Raw genomic sequence first — 19565 nt, 5'->3', positions numbered from 1 at the left:
TATATCATTCTGATCATGGAAAACAAAAAAGCGGACCCGAAGGTCCGCCAGCAAAATGCATACAAATTAGTTTATCCAATTACCCTTGATACTGGTTTTGGAATTGGTTTTGTCCATATTGGCTTTGTCCGTACTGGGATTGTTGATTCTGATATGAACTCATGCCAAAGCCCATGCCTGTAGGCTGGGAAGAATCCCCTCTTAGGTAGGAATCGTGTCCAGCTTGGTTACCTTTGTAGGAAGCTGTGTGGAAGTTCTGAGTTATGTTGTTTCTTGGTGAAGTATAGTCTTCACGAAGGTAGGCATCATGGCCCGCTTGGTCTCCACGGTAGTTCGAAGCATGGAAATTTTGCGTGATGTTCGCGCGAGGAGAAGTGTAATCCTCACGAAGGTAGGCATCATGGCCTTGCTGGTCTCCACGGTAATTGGAAGCGTGGAAGTTTTGTGTCATGTTCGCTCTTGGTGAAGTGTAATCCTCACGAAGGTACGCGTCATGACCTTGCTGGTTTCCGCGGTAGTTAGACGCATAATAGTTACCTGTAGATTGTCCGTATTGACTTTGTCCGCCAAACTGGCTTTGTCCGCCAAATTGAGACATCATCTGCATACCGCCGGATTGCTTTCTTTGGCTGAATGCCGATTGAACAAATCCTGTCGGCTGGTATGACTGCGAGCTCCGGGAATAACCTGACGTTGCCGCGAACGAGGACGGACGTGTCGAATCAGCACGAAGGTAAGAGTCATGACCTTGTTGATTGCCGCGGTAGTTTGAAGTTTGGTATTGATTCATGTGTGGTAGCCTCCCTAGTGAAATGAAGTCTTTACGAAAGGTACCGGCCTGCGGCGACCTGATTCATAAAGCCTTCTTTATTTTCTCTAGGGGGTTGCTGTTTTATGAAGCGTCTCAATTGGGAATTTTTACTGCTCGATCCATTCTACATCCGCACCCAATGCTTTCAGGTGGTCAAAATATTGCGGATATGACTTTGCGACATGTTGCGCATCTTTAATTCGGATCGGCTGCTTAGCCCGAAGTCCTGCAACAGTTAACGACATGATCACCCTGTGATCAAAATGAGCGTTAATCTCCACACCGCCTTCAATTCCTTCAGGCCGCCCGTGTACGATGATTTCGCTTTGGCGTTCTTCTACCCGCGCGCCCGCTTTACGCAGCTCATTTAAATAATCCGTAATCCGGTCACACTCTTTATACCGCAGATTTTCCACATTATAAAATCGGGAAGTTCCCTCGGCAAACACGCTGGCTGCAACCATAGCCAAAACCCCATCGGTGAACTCATCCCCGTCAAATTCTCCTGCTTTCATAGGCTTGCCGCCGCGTACATGCACCACTCCATTTTGATGAGTCAGATCCACCCCCATAGCTTTAAGAACATCCACTACGGCCCGCTCGCCTTGCTTGCTGTGTTCCTCCAAGCGATAGACGGTGACGTCAGATTCCACTACGGCCGCTGCCGCAAGAATGGCAGCCGATCCGGGGTAATCTCCTTGAACCGTGTACTCTTTAGCTTGATAAGACTGCCTGCCCGGTATTTTGAAATGCATCAGATCGCTGCTCGCTTCAATATGAATGCCCGCCTGTTCCAGCACTTCAAGTGTCTGCCCCACCACAACCTTGGACTTCAGATCATGCAGAACTTCAATTTCACTATCTTCTTCCAGTAGAGGCGTAATGAAGAGAAGCGAGCTTAAATATTGGGAGCTTACGCTGCCGGACACACGAATTTTACCGCCTTGAAACGCCTTTTTCCGTATGGTGATCGGTAATTTCCCGGACTGATGTTCCACTTCGGCACCCATCTGCTGCAGCGCCTCGATTAGATCGTCATGCGGCCGTTTCCCCAAAGATTCCGGATATGTGTTTACGAATTTAATTTCAGGGCTTAGCGCTGCAACAGACATAAGGAATCGCAGCACAGCTCCTGCATTGCCAACGTTCAACTCTCTGACATCAGAAGGTTTTTTTCCAAAACCGGTGATCACGATTTTCTCCTGGTCTTCTTCAATTACAGCCCCTAAATCACGGATACAACGGCGCATGGCATCACTATCTTCGCTGTGTGCTGGGTAATATATTGTTGAAGTTCCTTCGGCCAATGCAGCGACCAACAGGTATCGAGTCGTGTAATTTTTAGAGGATAATGCTTGAATCTCACCGCTTAAACGTGCCGTAGGTCTAACTATAACATCCATGAAAATTACCTCTTTTCTAGAATAAGTAGTGTCCTGCCAAATGACCGGCATAAGCCGCCGTTAATCCTAATGTCATTGTCAAGGCAGCGTATCGGGCTCCGGCAGCAGTTTGCCCTTGCCGTGAGAAATCGGACAATTGAACGCTCAACGTCGAGAAAGTCGTATAGCCTCCGAGAAATCCGGTGCCAAGCAGCAGTAACAACGGCTCCGGGCTGTGCGTGGCGCTTAACATACCAAGCAGAAACGCCCCGCTGATATTTACCGTCATTGTTCCCCATGGTATGAGGGCTTCTCCACCAGCCCCTTCGCAGTTGTAACGGCGGGACACCCACACCCTGCAGACGGAGCCCGCAGCACCGCCGGCGGCAACGAGCAATAAGGAGACAATCATAGCTGTTCCTTCTTCCTGCTTCGAGCCGCGCCCCCCGCCTTGGATCCGGCAAAGGCAGCAGCATATCCAAGCCACAAACTGCTAATGATATAAAGTAATGCGATACCTGTCCGGCCGCTGTTCAGCAGATCGACCGTCTCAACGCTAAACGCGCTGAACGTAGTAAATGCGCCTAGAAAGCCTGTTCCTACAACTTCTTTAAACAACTGCTGCCCTTCCGTCATGCTCCTTTTCGCAAGAACATAGCCGAGGAGCAAGCTTCCGGCAATATTACAGGCAAAAGTCGCTGCCGGAAACCCCGCTGGCTGGATATCCTGGAGAAGAAGGCCTTCAGCATAACGACAGACTGCTCCTAGGCTGCCCGCCATAGCTATCAATAAATAAAATTTCCATAACTTTACGTATTTTGATGCCTCTTTTTGCATTCTGCAGCCTCACCGTTTATACTTCAGTTTAGGTGTCATCCACCCTTACATAATAAGAAACTATTACATTGCTGGAGGTCTTAATGAGCACATATTCTACCATCAGTCCGGAGCAGTTGAAGCTCCGTCTAGATCAGGGAGAACCACTAAACATCATCGATGTCCGCGAAGACGAGGAAGTTGCTGCCGGCATGATTCCCGGTGCCAAGCACATCCCCCTTGGCCAGCTTCCGGAGCGTTATGATGAAATCGAGAAAACGCCCGAGCTGTTCATTATGTGCAGGTCAGGCGGCCGCAGCAGCAGAGCCTGTGAGTATCTCTCAAGCCTTGGCTTTGAAGGGGTAACGAATATTACCGGAGGCATGCTTTCCTGGGAGATGTAATATGACTATGCTTCATTTAAAGGCTTCTGCTCTATAAGCCCCGCTATCATTTCCACAATGGATACGGCCGATAAATCGGTAGTATCGATAGTCACATCTGCAAAACGGTAGGCCGGCTGACGTTCGACAAGCAGGGAGGTTACCCTTTCTTCAACATCTCCCTGCAGCAGCGGTCTATTGGTGTCCTGCCTTACCCGTTCGATGATCGCCTCGGCGGTCGCCGTTAACGCGACAACCATACCTTGTCCCTTCATTAATTGACGGTTTTCCTCCCTCAGAACCGCCCCTCCGCCTGTAGCCACCACTTGACGGTTCCTGCTTAATATGTCCGCAAGAGCTCTTGATTCCGCGTTTCGAAAATAAGCTTCCCCGTCCGAGGAGAATATGTCCGGAATACTCCGGCCTTCCCGGGAAACCAGTGCCGCATCCGAGTCTATGAATGTCCATTCTAACTTCTCTGCAAGAAGCTGTCCTACCGTAGATTTCCCTGTCCCCATAAATCCGATTAAAACCAGGTTTTTTATAGGTCTTTCTTCACTGACTATCATCCCCACCTACTTTTGCGCATTAAAGTGTTTAAGTGACTTTTTTCTATCATACCATAGCCTATAAATTGCGGACAACGCCGGAATAAAAGTTTTCAGGCAAGCGTATCGTATATTAGTAGATTGCTAAACAAGTTATTTCCTATCAAGGAGGACGGCTATGTCCATCATTGAGTCCCATACTAACGCCCAAACCGAAAGATACCGCCGGATTATGAATCCCGATCATCCTTTGTGCAGGGAAGATATCATTTGGATGTTGGATTTTATGAAAAAAAAGGTGGCTGATGAAGACCCACATCTTGTGAGCCTCCCTCAGCCACTCTTATTGCGTAACTTTCAATACTTTGCCGAAGCAGCCATGCTCCTTCTCCATAACCGCAGTACCGGGGACGAAGAAGCAGAACGGCTTAGGAACTGGCTGGGAGAGACGGCTTACGGAAACGGACCGTTCCCTCCCGTTACTTGAATAGCAGGAGATTAGTTTTCCATCCAGTTAAAGTGGAACTTTCCTTCTTTATCCAAGCGCTCAAACGTATGCGCCCCGAAATAATCGCGCTGAGCCTGCAGCAGGTTTGCAGGCAGCCTCTCGGACCGATAGCTGTCATAGTAAGACAAAGCGCTTGCGAAAGCAGGAACAGGAATTCCGCGGGTAACAGCAGTTGCAATTACTGTTCTCCAAGCCTCCTGGTAGTTCTCGATGATATCGTTAAAATACTCGTCAAGCAGCAGGTTTTTCAACTCTGGGTTGCGGTCATAAGCATCCTTGATATTTTGCAGGAACTGAGCACGAATAATGCATCCGCCGCGGAAGATCATCGCAATTTCACCGTATTTCAGGTTCCAGTTATATTCTTCGGAAGCAGCTCTCATTTGAGCAAAACCTTGGGCATACGAACAGATTTTGCTTGCATACAATGCTCTGCGTACAGCCTCGATGAAGGCTGCTTTATCCTGATCGAACGGAGCCGCTTTCGGACCGTTCAGCAGCTTTGAAGCCATTACACGTTCTTGTTTCATCGCCGACAGGAAACGGGAGAATACGGATTCGGTAATAATGGAGAGCGGAACGCCCAGGTCCAGAGAACTTTGGCTGGTCCATTTGCCTGTGCCCTTCTGTCCGGCTGCGTCCAGGATCACATCGACCATTGGCTTGCCTGTTTCAGGATCTTTCTTGGAGAAGATATCTGCTGTAATTTCGATCAGATAGCTGTCCAATTCGCCTTTATTCCACTCTGTGAAGATTTCGTGTAGCTCTTCCGTAGTTAAGCCAACAACATCCTTCAACAACTGATAAGCCTCACAGATAAGCTGCATGTCTCCGTATTCGATCCCGTTGTGCACCATTTTCACATAGTGTCCTGCACCGTCCGGTCCGATGTAGGTACAGCAAGGATCTTCGCCGACCTTTGCAGAGATTGCCGTTAAGATCGGTTCAACCAGTTTATAAGCGGATTCCTGGCCGCCCGGCATAATCGAAGGACCTTTCAGCGCGCCTTCTTCTCCGCCGGATACACCTGTACCGATAAAGCGGATCCCTTTAGCATCCAGCTCTTTGTTCCGGCGCAGGGTGTCAGGGAAATATGCATTTCCGCCGTCGATCAGGATATCGCCTTGGTCAAGATGCGGCAGAAGCTGCTCAATAGTTGCGTCAGTTGCAGGACCTGCTTGTACCATGATCAGGATTTTGCGGGGGGATTCCAAGGATTGAACAAACTCTTCAATCGAATATGTACCAACCAAATTCTTGCCTTGTGCTTCTGCTACCAGGTCTTTCGTCTTTTCAGGGGAACGGTTAAATACAGAAACCGTAAATCCTCTGCTCTCAATATTAAGTGCCAGATTTTTGCCCATAACGGCCAAACCTACCACTCCGATTTGCTGTTTTGCCATGGTTTCATCCTCTTCTTTCTCTCGAATTTAATAAGCGTCAAATCACAATAAGTTTATTTTACACTTTTAAAGCACAGAAGTGAACTGCCTGCTCCCGCAACAACCGATAACAATTGTCAATAATGGCGATTGAATTATGTGATGCATGCCACATTAACGCCTAACGACTATTAGTATACTCACTCGTACAAAAAGAAAACGGCCCCTTTAAAAGAGCCGCTTTGATAATAATTATGCAAAAAGCATTCAGCCGTCAAGCTTCTAACAACAGCATTTCCTGCCGCAGCACAGCCAGCCTCTCCTTAATTCTCTCGGACTCCTCCAGATTCCGGTCTTTCAAAGCGTCAAATAATGAGGCTAGCTCATAGTCCAGCTCGAGCCTAAAGACCCGGATCCGCTCCTCTGCACGCTTGGATTTAAACGCCTGGATCATTTCCTCCTGGGTGATGACTGGCTGCTTCTGATAAAGGATTTTATGTTCCATTCCGGAAATTTCTACGAGCCTGATCAATTCCCCGAACATAATGTTTTCAATTAGAATCTGACGGTCTTTAAACCTTTTGACAACGGCATGGCCTCTCGTATCACCGATCATTTTTTCCATAATTTCGGCCAGCTTTTCATCTTTAAAGGAATAGTCCCCTACGATTTTAAAACGGTTTTGGATCCGCTGGAATTTCAGCTTCACCAGCTTTCTGCCGGAACGGATCGAGATGACAAAATGCATATCACTCTCGTTCCAATATAGCGAATATCCTTCTTGGATCAGATGTTTAATGAAATTCTGGATTAACCGGCGATCAAAACGCAGTTCTAGGTTGCAGTACTCCACTTCATAGCTTCGGTTCACGGCAATCCCTCCCGGTTCAGTTCATTTCCCGTTGACAGAATGTTCAGACAATTTAACGATTTACAATATATTATACTCCATAGTATGAATTAGTAACTTGCTTTCTTGCCTATTTTCTTATCTTCTTCTCAAAATGTCACAAATAACACAGACCTCTATTCCCGCATTTGGTACCTGCTCCGAACCTATGTTATGATAACATGTATTATTTACTACATAAAAGGACTGAGATTCTATTGACTAACATAGCGACAGAGCCCGTTTTTTCCGGTTTTACCCAACATGATTTCGATACTTTTACGGTGGAAGGCCTTGAGCCCCGCATGGAAGCGATCCGTTCCCGGATCCAACCCAAGTTTAGAGCTATCGGCCATGCGTTGACAGAGGACATGTCCATGCTCGCCGGCCAGGAGATGTTTTTGCATATTGCCCAGCATCTCCGCAGAAAGACGAATGCCCCCGTGGATACATGGATGGCGTTCGCTCCCAATAAGCGAGGCTATAAAATGCATCCCCATTTTCAAATCGGACTTTTTGATGACCATTTGTTCATGTGGCTCGCCTATATTTATGAACTGCCGGAAAAGCAGGCCATCGCCGATCGGTTTCTTGCCTCTGTCCCATTGCTAAGAGAAACAATACCGCAGGAGTATGAAGTGTCTTTCGATCACATGAGAAAAGATGCGGTTAAATTCGCCGACCTGGGCAAAGAGGAATTAAAAACAGCTTTAGAACGATTCCGCAACATTAAGAAAACCGAACTGCTCATCGGTCGCAGGTTTGCTGCAAATGATCCGATCCTTCGAGACGGAACTGAGTTTCTCGAGGCAGCCAAAGAGACATTTGAGACACTAATGCCCCTGTATCACCTATCGCTTTCACGTTAAAAAAGACGTGTACCCGGAACAAACCGAGTACACGTCTTTCTTTATTAAATCAGCGTTTGCCGGGATCGTACGGCTCTCCCAGTGCCGAAGGAGCTTTCGCTCGACCTACCGCGCCTACCAGAACAACGATAGTAAGAATATATGGCAGCATATAAATGAACTCCGCCGGAATCTGTTTAGAGAATTCAAACAGCTGCATAAAGTTTTTCAGGGCACCCTGTGTAAAGCCGAAGAACAGAGCCGCGCCTAAAGCACCGATCGGATTCCACTTGCCGAAAATCAGCGCCGCTAGGGCAATAAAGCCTTGGCCTGAAATGGTGTTATGCGCGAAGTTATCCGTAGTAGTTAACGTAATGGTTGCACCGCCTAGTCCGCCCAAGGCACCGCTGATGAGTACAGCGATATAACGCATGCGCTGGACCTTTACACCGACGGTATCGGCAGCACTCGGGTGTTCGCCGACCGCACGCAGCCGAAGTCCGAATGGAGTGCGGAATAGAACATACCAGAGCACAAATACGAGAAGCAAGGCAATGTACGTTGTTGCATACGTATTGAACAATGCCTGGCCGATAATCGGAATATCCTCCAAATAAGGAATCCTGATTCTGCCGATCCCGTTCTTGATCGTTTCTGTCTGACCGGATCCTTCAAACAGCAGTTTAACCAGATAGAGTGTGACTCCCCCGGCCAGGAAGTTGATAACCACACCGCTGACGACCTGATCCGCTTTGAATGTGATGGATGCCACGGCATGGATGACGGAGAACAGGACTCCGAACAGCATACCCGCCAGCAGGCCGACCCATGGAGCAGCTCCCCCCATTCCCGCATCTTCCGCATAAAGTGTGCCTACAGCGGCAGCAAACGCTCCGGCTACCATCAATCCTTCCAGTCCGATATTAATTACGCCCGCACGTTCCGAGACAATTCCGCCTAGTGCAGTGAAAATATAAGCTGTAGAGAAAATCAGCGTAATGCTGAGCAATTGTCCGATAGTGTTGATATCCATTTACAGCACCTTCTCTTTCTTACGCTTTGCATAGAACGGAATCAGCAGCCATCTGACAATCCCTTGCGCAGCTACGAAGAAAATAATGGACCCGATGACGATACGGATGATTTCAGGCGGGACATCAGCCCCGAAACTCATACCTGCCGCTCCGTAAGACAGTGAACCGAACAAAGCTGCCGCAAGCACGACACCCAGCGGGTTGTTCATGCCGAGCAGGGATACGGCGATACCGTCAAATCCGTAACCCAGCGAGGATGCCGCAATCGTCTGGTAGTGGAAAACACCCAACACCTCAAACGTCCCGGCAAGCCCTGCAAATATGCCGCTGATAAACATAGCCTTGACAATATTACGGCCCACGTTCATCCCTGCATACTCTGCAGCGTCAGCGTTATGTCCGACGGCACGCAATTCATATCCTTGTTTCGTTTTCCACAATATGATGTAAAACACCAGCGCCCCGATCAAAGCGATAAAGATACCTAAGTGGATTCTCGAGTTACCGAACAAAGAAGCGAACCACGGAGACGTAATCCAAGCCGATTCCGGCAGGTAGGTCGTACGCTGCTGCCCTTTTTCCAACATGAAACCTATAATGTAGTTGGACAAATAAAGTGCTGTCCAATTCAGCATGATGGTTGTAATTACTTCATTGACGCCGCGTTTCGCCTTCAAATACCCTGCAATGGCCCCCCATAAACCGGCTGCGATTCCGCCAAGAATCATAGCGACAAGTGCATGGACAACGATAGGAAGGTCCCATTGAATCCCTACCCAGGTCGCCACTGTCATACCGATCATGAACTGGCCTTCCGCTCCGATATTGAACAATCCGGAACGGAATGCAAAAGCTACGGATAAACCGGTTAAAATCAATGGAGTCACAGCACGAATCGTTTCTCCGATATCATAGCTTGATCCAAACACCTGAATGACGAGCGATTTATATGCAATTACCGGATTGTATCCGCCGATCAGCATAATAATAGCCCCGAAAATCAAGCCCAGTAGAATGGCAGCCAATGGATAAATGACGCTTTCTCTTGTTAAAGCCCGGATGAATTTGCTCATGCTCCGGCACCTCCCTCTTCACGTTGGCTGCCGGCCATCAATAAGCCCAACTCTTCATCGTTTGTTTCTTGCGGCAATACCTCGCCGACAATCTTGCCTTCGTAAATAACCGCAATCCGGTCGGAAACATTCATAATTTCATCCAGCTCAAAAGAGATAAGCAGCACTGCCTTGCCTTTGTCGCGCTGGGCAATAAGCTGTTTATGAACGAATTCGATCGCTCCTACATCCAATCCGCGTGTTGGCTGCGCAGCGATAAGTACATCCGGATCTTTATGAATTTCACGCGCAATGATCGCTTTCTGCTGGTTTCCGCCCGACAAAGATCTTGCTTTCGTATGGATGCTTGGCGTACGCACATCGAACTCCTGTATCAGCTTTTCCGCGTGCTTATCGATTTCGCCGTAATTCATAAATCCGTTCTGGTTATATTTCTTGTGGAAATACGTCTCCAGCACCATATTCTCGCTCATTGTAAAATCTAGTACAAGTCCGTGTTTATGACGATCTTCCGGAATATGGGACATCCCGGCTTCCGAAATATGTCTCGGCGATTGATTCGTGATGTCTTCGCCGTTCAGATTGACTTTGCCCTCCTGAACTTTGCGCAGCCCCGTCAAAGCTTCGATGAGTTCGCTTTGCCCGTTGCCGTCAACGCCTGCAATCCCCAGGATTTCACCTCTGCGGACATGGAAACTTAGGCTATCCAACACCCGGATCCCTTGACTGCTTGTAGCTACAAGGTTCTCAACTGTAAGCACGTTCTCCCCGGGGGATGCGCCAGTCTTGTCCACAGAGAAAGAAACATTACGGCCTACCATTTTCTCTGCTAGCTGCTTCGGAGTCGTCTCGGAAACTTTCACAGAGTCCACTACTTTACCGCGGCGGATAATGGTGCATGTATCGGCGATTTCCATAATCTCTTTCAATTTATGCGTAATCAGGATAATGGATTTGCCTTCGGCCACCAGTTTTCTCATAATTTCGAGAAGCTCTTCTATCTCCTGAGGCGTAAGCACGGCTGTAGGCTCGTCGAAAATTAGAATTTCGGCCCCGCGGTACAGGGTTTTTAGAATCTCGACGCGCTGCTGCATACCGACAGTAATTTCTTCAATCCTTGAATCCGCCTTTACTTTAAGGCCGTATTGTTCAGATAAAGCTTTTACTTTGCGGGATGCCGTTCTGTAGTCAATATTCAGCCCCGCTTTCGGTTCCATTCCCAAAATAATATTCTCAGTAACAGTAAACGGCTGTACTAATTTAAAATGCTGATGGACCATCCCGATGCCGAGATCAATCGCTTTATTCGGATTATCGATATCGGTAACCTGACCATTCACCAGAATTTCGCCCTCATCCTGACGGTAAAGGCCGAAAACAATGCTCATCAATGTGGATTTGCCCGCTCCATTTTCTCCAAGCAGCGCATGAATCTCACCTTTCTTCAGCGTCAAACTGATGTTGTCATTGGCGACAACACCAGGGAAGCGCTTGGTAATGCCTCGTAGTTCTAATACCGGAGCCGCATCGCTCATTCGTATCACCCTGGACTTTATAGTTTATAAGCCTTAGTAATGAAAGAACAAGGCCGGTTACATAACCAGCCTTGTTTGTTGTCTGACTTTATGTGCTGCGGAAACTTTATTCAGCAGGTACTGTGATTTCGCCGCTGATAATTTTTTGTTTGTATTCTTCCACTTTCTTAAGGACATCGTCCGGAACGTTTTTGTTCGTTTCAGGAAGGCCTACACCGTTGTCTTTCAGTCCCAGCGTTACGTTCTTGCCTGCAGGGAATTGACCGTCAGCCATCTGGTTAGTAATTGTTTCTACCGCCTGATCAACACGCTTCATCATGGAAGTCAGAGTAATTTCCTCACCAAACTCAAGGGATTGGTCTTTATCTACACCGATAACCCATACTTTTTTGCCTGAAGCGGAACGGTCTTTCGCTTCGTTGAACACACCGTTACCAGTAGCGCCCGCAGCGTGGAAAATGATATCTGCGCCGTCATTGTACATCGTTGCTGCAGCTGCTTTACCTGCATCCGGTTTACCGAAGTCGCCGACATAGTTGATGGTTACTTCAGCCTTAGGGTTTACTGCCTTCACGCCTTCAAGGAAACCAACTTCGAAACGCTTAATTACAGGAATTTTAATACCGCCAACGAAACCGATCTTGTTCGTTTTTGTCATTAAGCCCGCAACAACACCTACAAGGTAAGCACCCTCATTCTCCGCAAAAGTTACGGAAGCAACGTTTGGAGCTTCTACTGTGTTGTCAATGATCGCAAGCTTTGCATTCGGGTTTTCAGCAGCGACTTTCTTGATGGCATCACCCATCAGGAAGCCGATACCCCAAGTGAGGTCGTATCCGCCTTTAACGAACTTGTTCAGGTTTGGTTCGTAGTCAGGATCAGCTTTACTTTCAAGAACCTTAGTCTCGATACCTTTAGCGTCCGCTACTTTCTGAAGTCCTTCCCAAGCGCTTTGGTTAAAGGATTTGTCGTTTACGCCGCCGGAATCTGTAACCAAACCGACTTTCAAATCGGATTTCGGAGTTTCGGTTCCGGCATTGTTACCGGCCTTTGTTCCTCCGTTAGCTTCATTGCCTGCATTGTTCTTACCGCAACCGGATAGAACAAGCACAAGTGCAAGGATCATGACCAAGGTCAGACTTGTCCACTTCTTCATGTGTAGATTACCCCCAGGTTTGATTTATTACACAAACTTTCCATGAAATTTATTATCTGCAATGGAAAATAAGTGCGTGATTTTCGTTATTCATTATACTATCAAAAATAAAGAAATCCAATACATCATTACAATAAAATAGAGCTTCGTGTCAAGTAAATTGACAGAAAATTTAAAAAATATCACGAATACAAATTTATGTGTGAGGTTTCGTTACATATTTACAAGCGGATATGCATTTTTATTCAATACCTCTTACTTCAAAGCAGCTTCGACAGCAGTTTTCGTACTTTTGGAAATATAATAGCCAACCAGCACCAAGGCCAGCAGACAGACTGCTGAACTCACATAAAAAGGAAGTTCAACTTGAATTCCGTACAATACAGCTGCAAGAAGGGGACCGGCTATACGTCCAAGGCTGTCCATGGAGGAGCTTAGGCCGGAAGCCGTACCTTGGCCTACCGTAGTTTTTTGCGTAATCAACGAGGTTAGGCATGGGCGCAGCAGCGCGTTTCCCGCTCCAAATACCGAAAGGTAAATCATCGCAGTCACAAGGCTGTTCGAGAACAGCAGCAGAATAAAACCCGCCGCCTGCAGCAGGAAACCGATCTTGATCACCTTAGGTTCGTCCCCTTTCTTAATATATCTCCGAACTACACCGCCTTGAATCAGCGCTCCTACCGTGCCGCTTGCCAAAAACATATATCCGACATCCTCCGGAGTGGCACCGAAAGCCTGCATTTGAAAAAACTGGAGCGTAGCTTCCAAACCGGCAAGGGTAAACGTAACGAGAAACAGAAGGATATATAAATACTTGACCGAACCTGTAAAAGCGGCCCACCTGCTGCCGGCTCGCTTGGCCGTAGTACGCTTGTCCGCAGCAAGCGATTCCTTGAGAGTGGAAACAATAAACAAAGCGGTAAGGAGCGATATGACGGAAGCAGTGAAGAAAGGAACCGGATGCCCGTATTTGCTCAGAATTCCTCCGATGGCCGGCCCGAATATGAATCCGAGGCCTATCGACATCCCGACTACTCCCATCCCTTTGGTTCTGTTCTCATCCGTTGTTATATCGGCCACGTACGCAACAGCACAAGCTGTCGTCGCTCCGGAAAACAACCCGCCGAGTATTCTGGATACATACATGAGCCATAAATGACCGGAAGACATTCCAAACAGGAAAAAGCTTGCGCTGAACCCTATTACCCCGGCCAGCAGCACCGGCTTGCGGCCGATCCGGTCGGACAAAGCGCCCCAGAACGGGGATACTACAAACGAAACGGCCGAATAGGCTGCCAGCATAATATTGAAATGATATTCCGGCGCTCCCGTTTCCTGTACCATCACAGGCAGCAGCGGAATCACGATCCCGAAACCGATGAAAATCGTAAATAACGTAAAGCCGATGAGAGTGAGCTGCTTTCTCATTATGTACCTTCTTTCTTTATCAATCTACCGTTGTCGAATGAGGACGATTCTAATCGTAACACAACTTTTTCCGATGGAAAACTGAACAAATCAAGAACGTTTTCCCTATAAAAGTATAGCCTCGGCAAGCCTGTGCCATCCGGTCCTGAAACACGGCTTGCAATACAGTTCATTTTTGTTATAGTTACAATCAGTATATTAGGAAAGGTAGGGATGCGGGTTGGATCATCATAAGACCCCCCTGTTTACCGCACTTGTAGAGCACGCTAAGGCGAATCCGGTGCAGTTTCATATTCCCGGGCACAAGAAAGGTGCCGGAATGGATGAAGAATTTCGAAATTTCGTCGGAGATAATGTATTATCCATCGACCTGATCAATATAGCGCCTCTGGATGACCTGCATCAGCCTACAGGTGTGATTGAGGAAGCCCAGAAGCTTGCCGCCGACGCTTACGGAGCAGATTATACTTACTTCTCCGTCCAGGGGACAAGCAGTGCCATTATGACGATGATTCTTGCTGTATGCTCTCCCGGAGACAAAATTATTGTGCCGCGCAACGTGCATAAGTCCGTCATGTCAGCTATTATTTTCAGCGGTGCCAAACCGGTCTTCCTATCTCCTGCAAGGGACAAAAACCTGGGGATCGACCACGGCATCACCTTACGCTCCGTCCGGAAAGCTTTGAAGAGACACCCGGATGCAAAAGCCGTTCTCGTTATCAATCCTACGTATTACGGAATATGTACGAACCTGAAAGAAGTGGTCGATCTCGTACACAGTTATAACATCCCTGTCCTTGTCGATGAAGCGCACGGTGTTCTTATTCACTTTCATGAGGGACTTCCAATGTCCGCTATGCAGGCGGGAGCAGATATGGCTGCAACGAGCGTACACAAGCTTGGAGGCTCCATGACGGGAAGCTCTGTCCTCAATGTCAAGAAAGGCTTGGTGAACCCTTTCCGCGTTCAGACGATTTTCAGCATGCTTACGACGACTTCTACCTCGTACCCGCTACTGGCGTCTTTGGATGTGTCCCGGAGAAATCTGGCTGTCAACGGACACGACATGGCTGAGAAGGCCATTTCCCTTGCCAACTACGCCCGCGAAGAAGTCAATGCAATTCCTGGACTATACAGCTTCGGGAAGGATATATTAGGCGAGGAAGCTACCTTTGACTATGATCCAACCAAGCTATGCATCCACGTTAGAAATCTCGGCTTGACAGGGTATGAAGTCGAGAATTTCCTTAGAGACGAATATAATATCGAAGTGGAATTAAGCGATATGTATAACATCCTCGCCCTGATTACACCGGGTGACACTAGAGAGAATGTGGAGCTTTTGCTTGAGGCCATGCGCAAGCTCTCTGAGAAGTATTACAATAAACGTACCGCGGGCGAACTGGTTGTAAAAATTCCCGAAATTCCTCATCTGGCCATTACACCAAGGGATGCATTTTATGGCGATACGGAAATGATTCCGTTCACAGAATCGGCAGACCGCATTATCGCGGAATTCATTTACGTGTATCCGCCAGGGATTCCTATCCTGCTGCCAGGCGAAGTCATCACGCAGGAGAATATAGATTACATTATGGACCATGTCAAAGTAGGTTTGCCTGTAAAAGGTCCCGAAGACCGCAGCATACGCCACATTAAAGTCATTTCAGAGCCTGAGGCGATTTTCGAATAAGTATAAACCCTTACGGTACCGCATGCGCCCAATTGTGCATGGAGGTACCGTCATTTTTTTGACCATTGTAAAAGCGAACTCCCGGTGCTATGATCAACTAACGTAGGAATTATTCGGAAAAATGGGGTGCGATGCAGTGGGTCAAAGCGCTTTTGTAACCTTAGTTGAAGGGTCCTCCTCTGCGGAAATATCACTCGATGAGGTCAGAGAACTGCTTCTGCAATACCGTGAGCAAGCCGCATTAACGGGACAGCAACTTGGCTGGGATTATGCGGAGGCCGCCTTCCCTTATACGATCGAAACAAAGCCTGACGGAGAAGGTATCTGGTTTTACCTGAAAGGCAAGAACAGCCTGTACAAATATATCGTGGTAGGTACCGGCACTTCCCAAGAAGAGTCTTCTGTTTACAGGCACATTCAAATTGTTCTTCCTTCTGACGCCACTCACGGGGATAAAGCCAAAGCGAACGAACTGTGCAAATATTTAGGGCGCAAACTGAAAGCCCGTTTGCAATTGTTTAACGGGCGCATCATGTATTTCAATCCGCGCAAATAAATTAGGAATGCGAAAGGCCGGCCCGATGAATCGGTGCCGGCCTTTCTTCTATTCTTCTTATACGTTCTCCGATTCCTCGGCAGCGATTTGGTTGTAAACCGCTACTACACGGTTCCATTCCTCTTCATCTTCAATGCTTTCCAAGAACGCTTCGTCGCCTTCTTCTTCAATACGGAAAATGACGCCGTCCTCTTCAGGGTTGTTCTTGTCCAGCAGTACTGCGTATACCTGCTCTTCGGATTCAAACGTATATACCATCACCATTTCATGTTCATTGCCGTCGGCATCCGTGATGATGAAAACCTGTTCCTCGTGTTCGTGGTCGCAGTTCTCATCGTGTACGTGATCGCTCATTCGAAAGCCTCTTTTCGGATTAAATTATGTAACACAACGGTATCGTAACATTTTTGATATCAAGGGTCAATTTTGGCAAAAAGTCATATCACTTTATTTGGTGGACCTCGAAGTTATGACCTTCTTGCCTACCGTCTGGTAATCCGCATTACGGCTCAGCTTCATCATATAACTAATTGTATATTTTCCGGAGTACTTAAAATCGTAATCGATAGGCTTCGTCCGGGTATTATAAGTATCCTTCTGCTCAGTAAACACAGTCTCGGGAACAATATCCTTTGCGTTGCCGTACGGGTCAGAAATCAGTACTTTAAATGAATAAACATCGGCCAACAAGTTGTCCGTCTGCGAAATGAAAACAAAATTAGCCTTCCCCCGCTCCACTTCGTTAAAAAGCTGCGATTTGTCAGTGTCGAGCAGAATCATATGGACATTCGGTTTAAACACCCTTACGTCCTTAGTCTCATCATCCCACGTAATGATCGCACCCAAGGCTTCCGACATTTCCCTTAGAGAAAGCATTGTTTTGCCGTCCACGTTTATCCCGGGATCGGATGTTTCATTGTTATTCACGAATACCCGCACCCGCTGACCGATCGAGTCGGCAAACACCGAAGCGGTACCCAATAAGGAAATGGCTAATGTCAGGATGACAATCCGTCTTAGCTTCATGCGCCTTACCTCCAGTTGTTATTCTTTCAGTTAAGTTATACTCTTCGGTATGGAAAGAGTTGCGCTGCCGTTTAACAACTTTTGAAGGCTCTTCCGCCTTGTTCCCCGATTTTCGTTTTTTTTTAGTTTGTCTAATGTTTGTTTAACAGAAAAATGATAAATCATAACACAATCACTCTTTTATTGTAAATATAAATTAGCGCGCCCAATTTTTCCTTCTACTGCTTGTCCAAACATGGTACACTAACTATAAATTCTTGGAAATAAAGGAAGATTACGAATGACCTCTCACCAGGACTACCTAACATGCGAAATCGACCAACTTAAGAAGCTGTTGCTGAACACCGCAGAGAAATATAAATACAACTTCGGCCATCCTAAAGTGCTGGAAATCAGCCAGAAATTGGACGGTTTAATTGTGAAGGTCATGAAAGACAATCGGATTATATAAACAGAATGGACCTTGCGATCCATTCTTTTCTTATTTATAAGCCCTTCCTTTGGTCAAAATACAAGGCACACCTTTTCCGATTACGCCCGGCTCGCTCATTTTAGCAAGGTATCTTAATCCCCTGGCGCACTGCGTCTTGCATACAGCGCACGTATCCGATCCTACTACTCTCATATTGTGAATCGTTTTATCTTTAACAGGAATTTCCTTTTTCTTCGCCCTGCCCTTCACCATCCCCACTCACCCCTGCCCTGATTGTTACTTCATAATATGTTTTGGCGAGGGAATTCGCTTTCCGCTTCTGCCTATCTGCAGGCATTTGTACCGTTTTCCTTCCGCTTTGTTTTCCTGAACGAAACATGGTAAATTTTATGGAGAAAGATGAAGCTGGCAGGAGGTACCTATATGAGTGTTACACTTGAAATGCTGGGGACAGGCAATGCGTTCTCCAAACGTTTTTTTAACAACAATGCTCTTGTTTTTCAGGACGGCTTCACCTTGATGGTTGACTGCGGAATCACGGCCCCGCTAGCCCTCTACCAGACGGGCAGAACATTCGCAGACATTGACGGCGTGCTCATAACACATCTGCATGCCGATCATATCGGAGGGCTGGAGGAACTGGCTTTTCAGATGAAGTTTGTACATAAACGCTTGATTCCTTTATATGTCCCGGAAACACTGACAGAGACCTTATGGGAGAATTCCCTGCGTGCGGGGCTAGAACAGGACGATTTCAATTCGCTCCATCACTATTTTCAGGTTATCCCTTTGCGGGAAACCGAAATATGCAGCATCACTCCGAATTTACAGGTGGAAATTGTGCAAACTCAACATATTCCTGGCAAGAGAAGCTACTCCCTTTTTATTAATAAGACCGTGTTTTATAGTGCGGACGCTCAATTTAGCCGTGAGCTGATTGAGGAGGTCTACTATACAAGAGGGTGCCGTGCCATTCTACACGACTGCCAACTTCAACAGCCCGCTGTCGTCCATGCCGGGTTAGCTCAGCTCCTGACGCTGCCGGATGAAATCCAACAATCCGTTTATCTTATGCATTACGATGACATCATGCCTGAATTTGAGGGGAAAACCGGCTCGATGACGTTTATCAAACAACATGAGCTGATTACACTGGGGTAGTATAGTTTATGACACAGAGTGAGACACTTCTATAAAAAGGAGTGTGAACTTGATGGAAACCAATCAAAACCAGCAGGAAGAAGTTGTCGCCGTGCGCAAAAATGGGGACGGCGATATCGTTGAGCTGAAGTTTGCCTCAGGCAGAGTGGTAGATTATCATCAAGCGCAGGCTATGGCCAAGTCCGGGCAGATTCAAAACGTGAATGTATTTAAGGGCCGAGACGGAGACGACCACCTACGCAGCAATCCTGACGGCATCAAAGAAAATAACCTGGATAATTTGCCTATCTTTTAGGTGAACAGAAAAAGACCTCTTACGAGGTCTTTTTCATTTACGCTTTTACTTCAAAAGTTTTCGTCATCCGCACATGAGGGATTCCTGCATCCAGGAAAGTTTCCGTGGATACAACATGGAATCCCGATTTGCTGTAAAATGCCTCGGCTTGGCATTGGGAATCCAATACAGCGGAGCTATAGCCCTGCTCTATCGCGATTTTATCCAAAGCCCCTAGCAGAAGGGCTCCGACTCCTTGCCCCCGGTACGATTTCAATACAGCAATACGCTGATATTTCGCGCTGTTGTTCTCGTATCCGCGAAGTCTAGCCGCACCCACAGGCTGGCCTCCGTCTGTAACCAACACATGTGTACAATTAAAAGGATAGACATCAAATTCGTCTACTTCCAGATCTGCAGGAACATTCTGCTCTCCCACAAAGACCTCCATACGCACTTGCAGGCATTGCTGCAGTTCCGCTTCGTTCTCCGCAATCCTAATTTCCATCTGCGTCACCATCTCCGGGTCTAATGAAGTATGTAACCTGCAGCCGCTATGGACTCGCCAAGTATAGCCCAAAAGCTTTCCTCCGGGAATTGACTGAGCATTCCTTCCGGCTCACGGTTTC

23 protein-coding genes are annotated in these 19565 nt (G+C 47.2%); 8 read left to right on the top strand and 15 right to left on the bottom strand.

Going from position 1 to position 19565, the window contains the following annotated elements; translation table 11 throughout:
• Nucleotides 1–79: 79 nt before the first annotated feature.
• The 4 genes from ACFSUF_RS10625 to crcB form a co-directional block, all read right to left on the bottom strand.
• Nucleotides 80–790: a hypothetical protein gene (locus ACFSUF_RS10625; protein ID WP_377602712.1), complete on the bottom strand. Its 711-nt coding sequence runs from the start codon at nt 788–790 to the stop codon at nt 80–82.
• A gap of 128 nt (nt 791–918) precedes the next feature.
• Nucleotides 919–2214, bottom strand: coding sequence for a 3-phosphoshikimate 1-carboxyvinyltransferase (gene aroA, locus ACFSUF_RS10620; protein ID WP_377602711.1), 1296 nt, complete (start codon nt 2212–2214; stop codon nt 919–921).
• A 16-nt stretch (nt 2215–2230) separates the two neighbouring features.
• Nucleotides 2231–2605, bottom strand: coding sequence for a fluoride efflux transporter FluC (locus ACFSUF_RS10615; RefSeq protein ID WP_377602708.1), 375 nt, complete (start codon nt 2603–2605; stop codon nt 2231–2233).
• The gene (gene crcB / locus ACFSUF_RS10610; RefSeq protein ID WP_377602706.1) at nt 2602–3030 is read right to left on the bottom strand and encodes a fluoride efflux transporter CrcB; all 429 of its coding nucleotides are present in this window, start codon (nt 3028–3030) and stop codon (nt 2602–2604) included. Before crcB ends, ACFSUF_RS10615 begins: the two co-directional genes overlap by 4 nt.
• Before the next feature lie 83 nt (nt 3031–3113).
• Here crcB and ACFSUF_RS10605 point away from each other — a divergent pair, with 83 nt between their 5' ends.
• Complete coding sequence (locus ACFSUF_RS10605; protein ID WP_377602705.1) at nt 3114–3413, top strand: rhodanese-like domain-containing protein; 300 nt, start codon at nt 3114–3116, stop codon at nt 3411–3413.
• Between the two features lie 5 nt (nt 3414–3418).
• On the opposite strand, the gene ACFSUF_RS10600 is transcribed toward ACFSUF_RS10605, so the two are convergent.
• Entirely contained in the window at nt 3419–3961 is a 543-nt protein-coding gene (locus ACFSUF_RS10600; protein WP_377602703.1) for a shikimate kinase, read from the bottom strand.
• Between the two features lie 157 nt (nt 3962–4118).
• On the opposite strand from ACFSUF_RS10600, the gene ACFSUF_RS10595 reads away from it, so the two are divergent.
• Complete coding sequence (locus ACFSUF_RS10595; protein ID WP_377602702.1) at nt 4119–4427, top strand: hypothetical protein; 309 nt, start codon at nt 4119–4121, stop codon at nt 4425–4427.
• A gap of 11 nt (nt 4428–4438) precedes the next feature.
• Here the strand turns inward: ACFSUF_RS10595 and gndA are convergent, their stop codons facing one another.
• Both gndA and ACFSUF_RS10585 read right to left on the bottom strand, forming a co-directional pair.
• Entirely contained in the window at nt 4439–5851 is a 1413-nt protein-coding gene (gene gndA / locus ACFSUF_RS10590; RefSeq protein WP_377602700.1) for an NADP-dependent phosphogluconate dehydrogenase, read from the bottom strand.
• A gap of 253 nt (nt 5852–6104) precedes the next feature.
• Entirely contained in the window at nt 6105–6701 is a 597-nt protein-coding gene (locus tag ACFSUF_RS10585) for a hypothetical protein (protein ID WP_377602698.1), read from the bottom strand.
• 236 nt (nt 6702–6937) lie between these two features.
• Here ACFSUF_RS10585 and ACFSUF_RS10580 point away from each other — a divergent pair, with 236 nt between their 5' ends.
• Nucleotides 6938–7588: a YktB family protein gene (locus ACFSUF_RS10580; protein ID WP_377602696.1), complete on the top strand. Its 651-nt coding sequence runs from the start codon at nt 6938–6940 to the stop codon at nt 7586–7588.
• 49 nt (nt 7589–7637) lie between these two features.
• Here the strand turns inward: ACFSUF_RS10580 and ACFSUF_RS10575 are convergent, their stop codons facing one another.
• From ACFSUF_RS10575 to ACFSUF_RS10555, 5 genes are all read right to left on the bottom strand, one after another.
• Nucleotides 7638–8600, bottom strand: a complete 963-nt coding sequence (locus ACFSUF_RS10575) for an ABC transporter permease (protein ID WP_377602695.1) — start codon at nt 8598–8600, stop codon at nt 7638–7640.
• Nucleotides 8601–9674, bottom strand: coding sequence for an ABC transporter permease (locus tag ACFSUF_RS10570; RefSeq protein WP_377602693.1), 1074 nt, complete (start codon nt 9672–9674; stop codon nt 8601–8603). It abuts the gene before it with no gap.
• Nucleotides 9671–11209, bottom strand: coding sequence for an ABC transporter ATP-binding protein (locus ACFSUF_RS10565; RefSeq protein ID WP_377602691.1), 1539 nt, complete (start codon nt 11207–11209; stop codon nt 9671–9673). The genes ACFSUF_RS10570 and ACFSUF_RS10565 overlap by 4 nt, the downstream gene beginning before the upstream one ends.
• A gap of 106 nt (nt 11210–11315) precedes the next feature.
• A complete protein-coding gene (locus tag ACFSUF_RS10560; RefSeq protein WP_377602689.1) occupies nt 11316–12365 on the bottom strand; it encodes a BMP family lipoprotein in 1050 nt (349 codons plus the stop codon).
• A gap of 255 nt (nt 12366–12620) precedes the next feature.
• Nucleotides 12621–13793 carry an MFS transporter gene (locus ACFSUF_RS10555; RefSeq protein ID WP_377602688.1) on the bottom strand — a complete coding sequence of 391 codons (1173 nt, stop codon included), beginning with the start codon at nt 13791–13793 and terminating at the stop codon, nt 12621–12623.
• Nucleotides 13794–14013: 220 nt separating this feature from the next.
• Between ACFSUF_RS10555 and ACFSUF_RS10550 the strand changes: the two genes are divergently transcribed.
• Nucleotides 14014–15486: an aminotransferase class I/II-fold pyridoxal phosphate-dependent enzyme gene (locus ACFSUF_RS10550; protein WP_377602686.1), complete on the top strand. Its 1473-nt coding sequence runs from the start codon at nt 14014–14016 to the stop codon at nt 15484–15486.
• A gap of 136 nt (nt 15487–15622) precedes the next feature.
• Nucleotides 15623–16042: a DUF1885 family protein gene (locus ACFSUF_RS10545; RefSeq protein ID WP_377602685.1), complete on the top strand. Its 420-nt coding sequence runs from the start codon at nt 15623–15625 to the stop codon at nt 16040–16042.
• Between the two features lie 57 nt (nt 16043–16099).
• On the opposite strand, the gene ACFSUF_RS10540 is transcribed toward ACFSUF_RS10545, so the two are convergent.
• Together ACFSUF_RS10540 and ACFSUF_RS10535 are read right to left on the bottom strand one after the other, a co-directional pair.
• Nucleotides 16100–16396 carry a DUF1292 domain-containing protein gene (locus ACFSUF_RS10540; RefSeq protein ID WP_377602684.1) on the bottom strand — a complete coding sequence of 99 codons (297 nt, stop codon included), beginning with the start codon at nt 16394–16396 and terminating at the stop codon, nt 16100–16102.
• Nucleotides 16397–16489: 93 nt separating this feature from the next.
• The gene (locus ACFSUF_RS10535) at nt 16490–17068 is read right to left on the bottom strand and encodes a stalk domain-containing protein (RefSeq protein ID WP_377602682.1); all 579 of its coding nucleotides are present in this window, start codon (nt 17066–17068) and stop codon (nt 16490–16492) included.
• A 280-nt stretch (nt 17069–17348) separates the two neighbouring features.
• Here ACFSUF_RS10535 and ACFSUF_RS10530 point away from each other — a divergent pair, with 280 nt between their 5' ends.
• The 3 genes from ACFSUF_RS10530 to ACFSUF_RS10520 all read left to right on the top strand — a co-directional run bounded on the left by ACFSUF_RS10530 (nt 17349) and on the right by ACFSUF_RS10520 (nt 18957).
• Nucleotides 17349–17519, top strand: coding sequence for a Spo0E family sporulation regulatory protein-aspartic acid phosphatase (locus ACFSUF_RS10530; protein ID WP_377602681.1), 171 nt, complete (start codon nt 17349–17351; stop codon nt 17517–17519).
• A 405-nt stretch (nt 17520–17924) separates the two neighbouring features.
• Nucleotides 17925–18662 (top strand): MBL fold metallo-hydrolase, encoded by a 738-nt coding sequence (locus ACFSUF_RS10525; RefSeq protein WP_377602679.1) that lies wholly within the window; start codon nt 17925–17927, stop codon nt 18660–18662.
• A gap of 52 nt (nt 18663–18714) precedes the next feature.
• Nucleotides 18715–18957: a DUF3892 domain-containing protein gene (locus tag ACFSUF_RS10520; protein ID WP_377602678.1), complete on the top strand. Its 243-nt coding sequence runs from the start codon at nt 18715–18717 to the stop codon at nt 18955–18957.
• A gap of 37 nt (nt 18958–18994) precedes the next feature.
• Here ACFSUF_RS10520 and ACFSUF_RS10515 read toward each other — a convergent pair whose 3' ends face one another.
• Nucleotides 18995–19516, bottom strand: coding sequence for a GNAT family N-acetyltransferase (locus ACFSUF_RS10515; RefSeq protein ID WP_377602676.1), 522 nt, complete (start codon nt 19514–19516; stop codon nt 18995–18997).
• Nucleotides 19517–19565: the final 49 nt, after the last annotated feature.

The sequence above is a fragment of the Paenibacillus gansuensis genome, from assembly GCF_042684925.1.
GTDB classification, from domain to species: Bacteria; Bacillota; Bacilli; order Paenibacillales; family DY6; genus Paenibacillus_N; species Paenibacillus_N gansuensis.
This window is presented reverse-complemented; position numbering and strand designations above follow the sequence as displayed.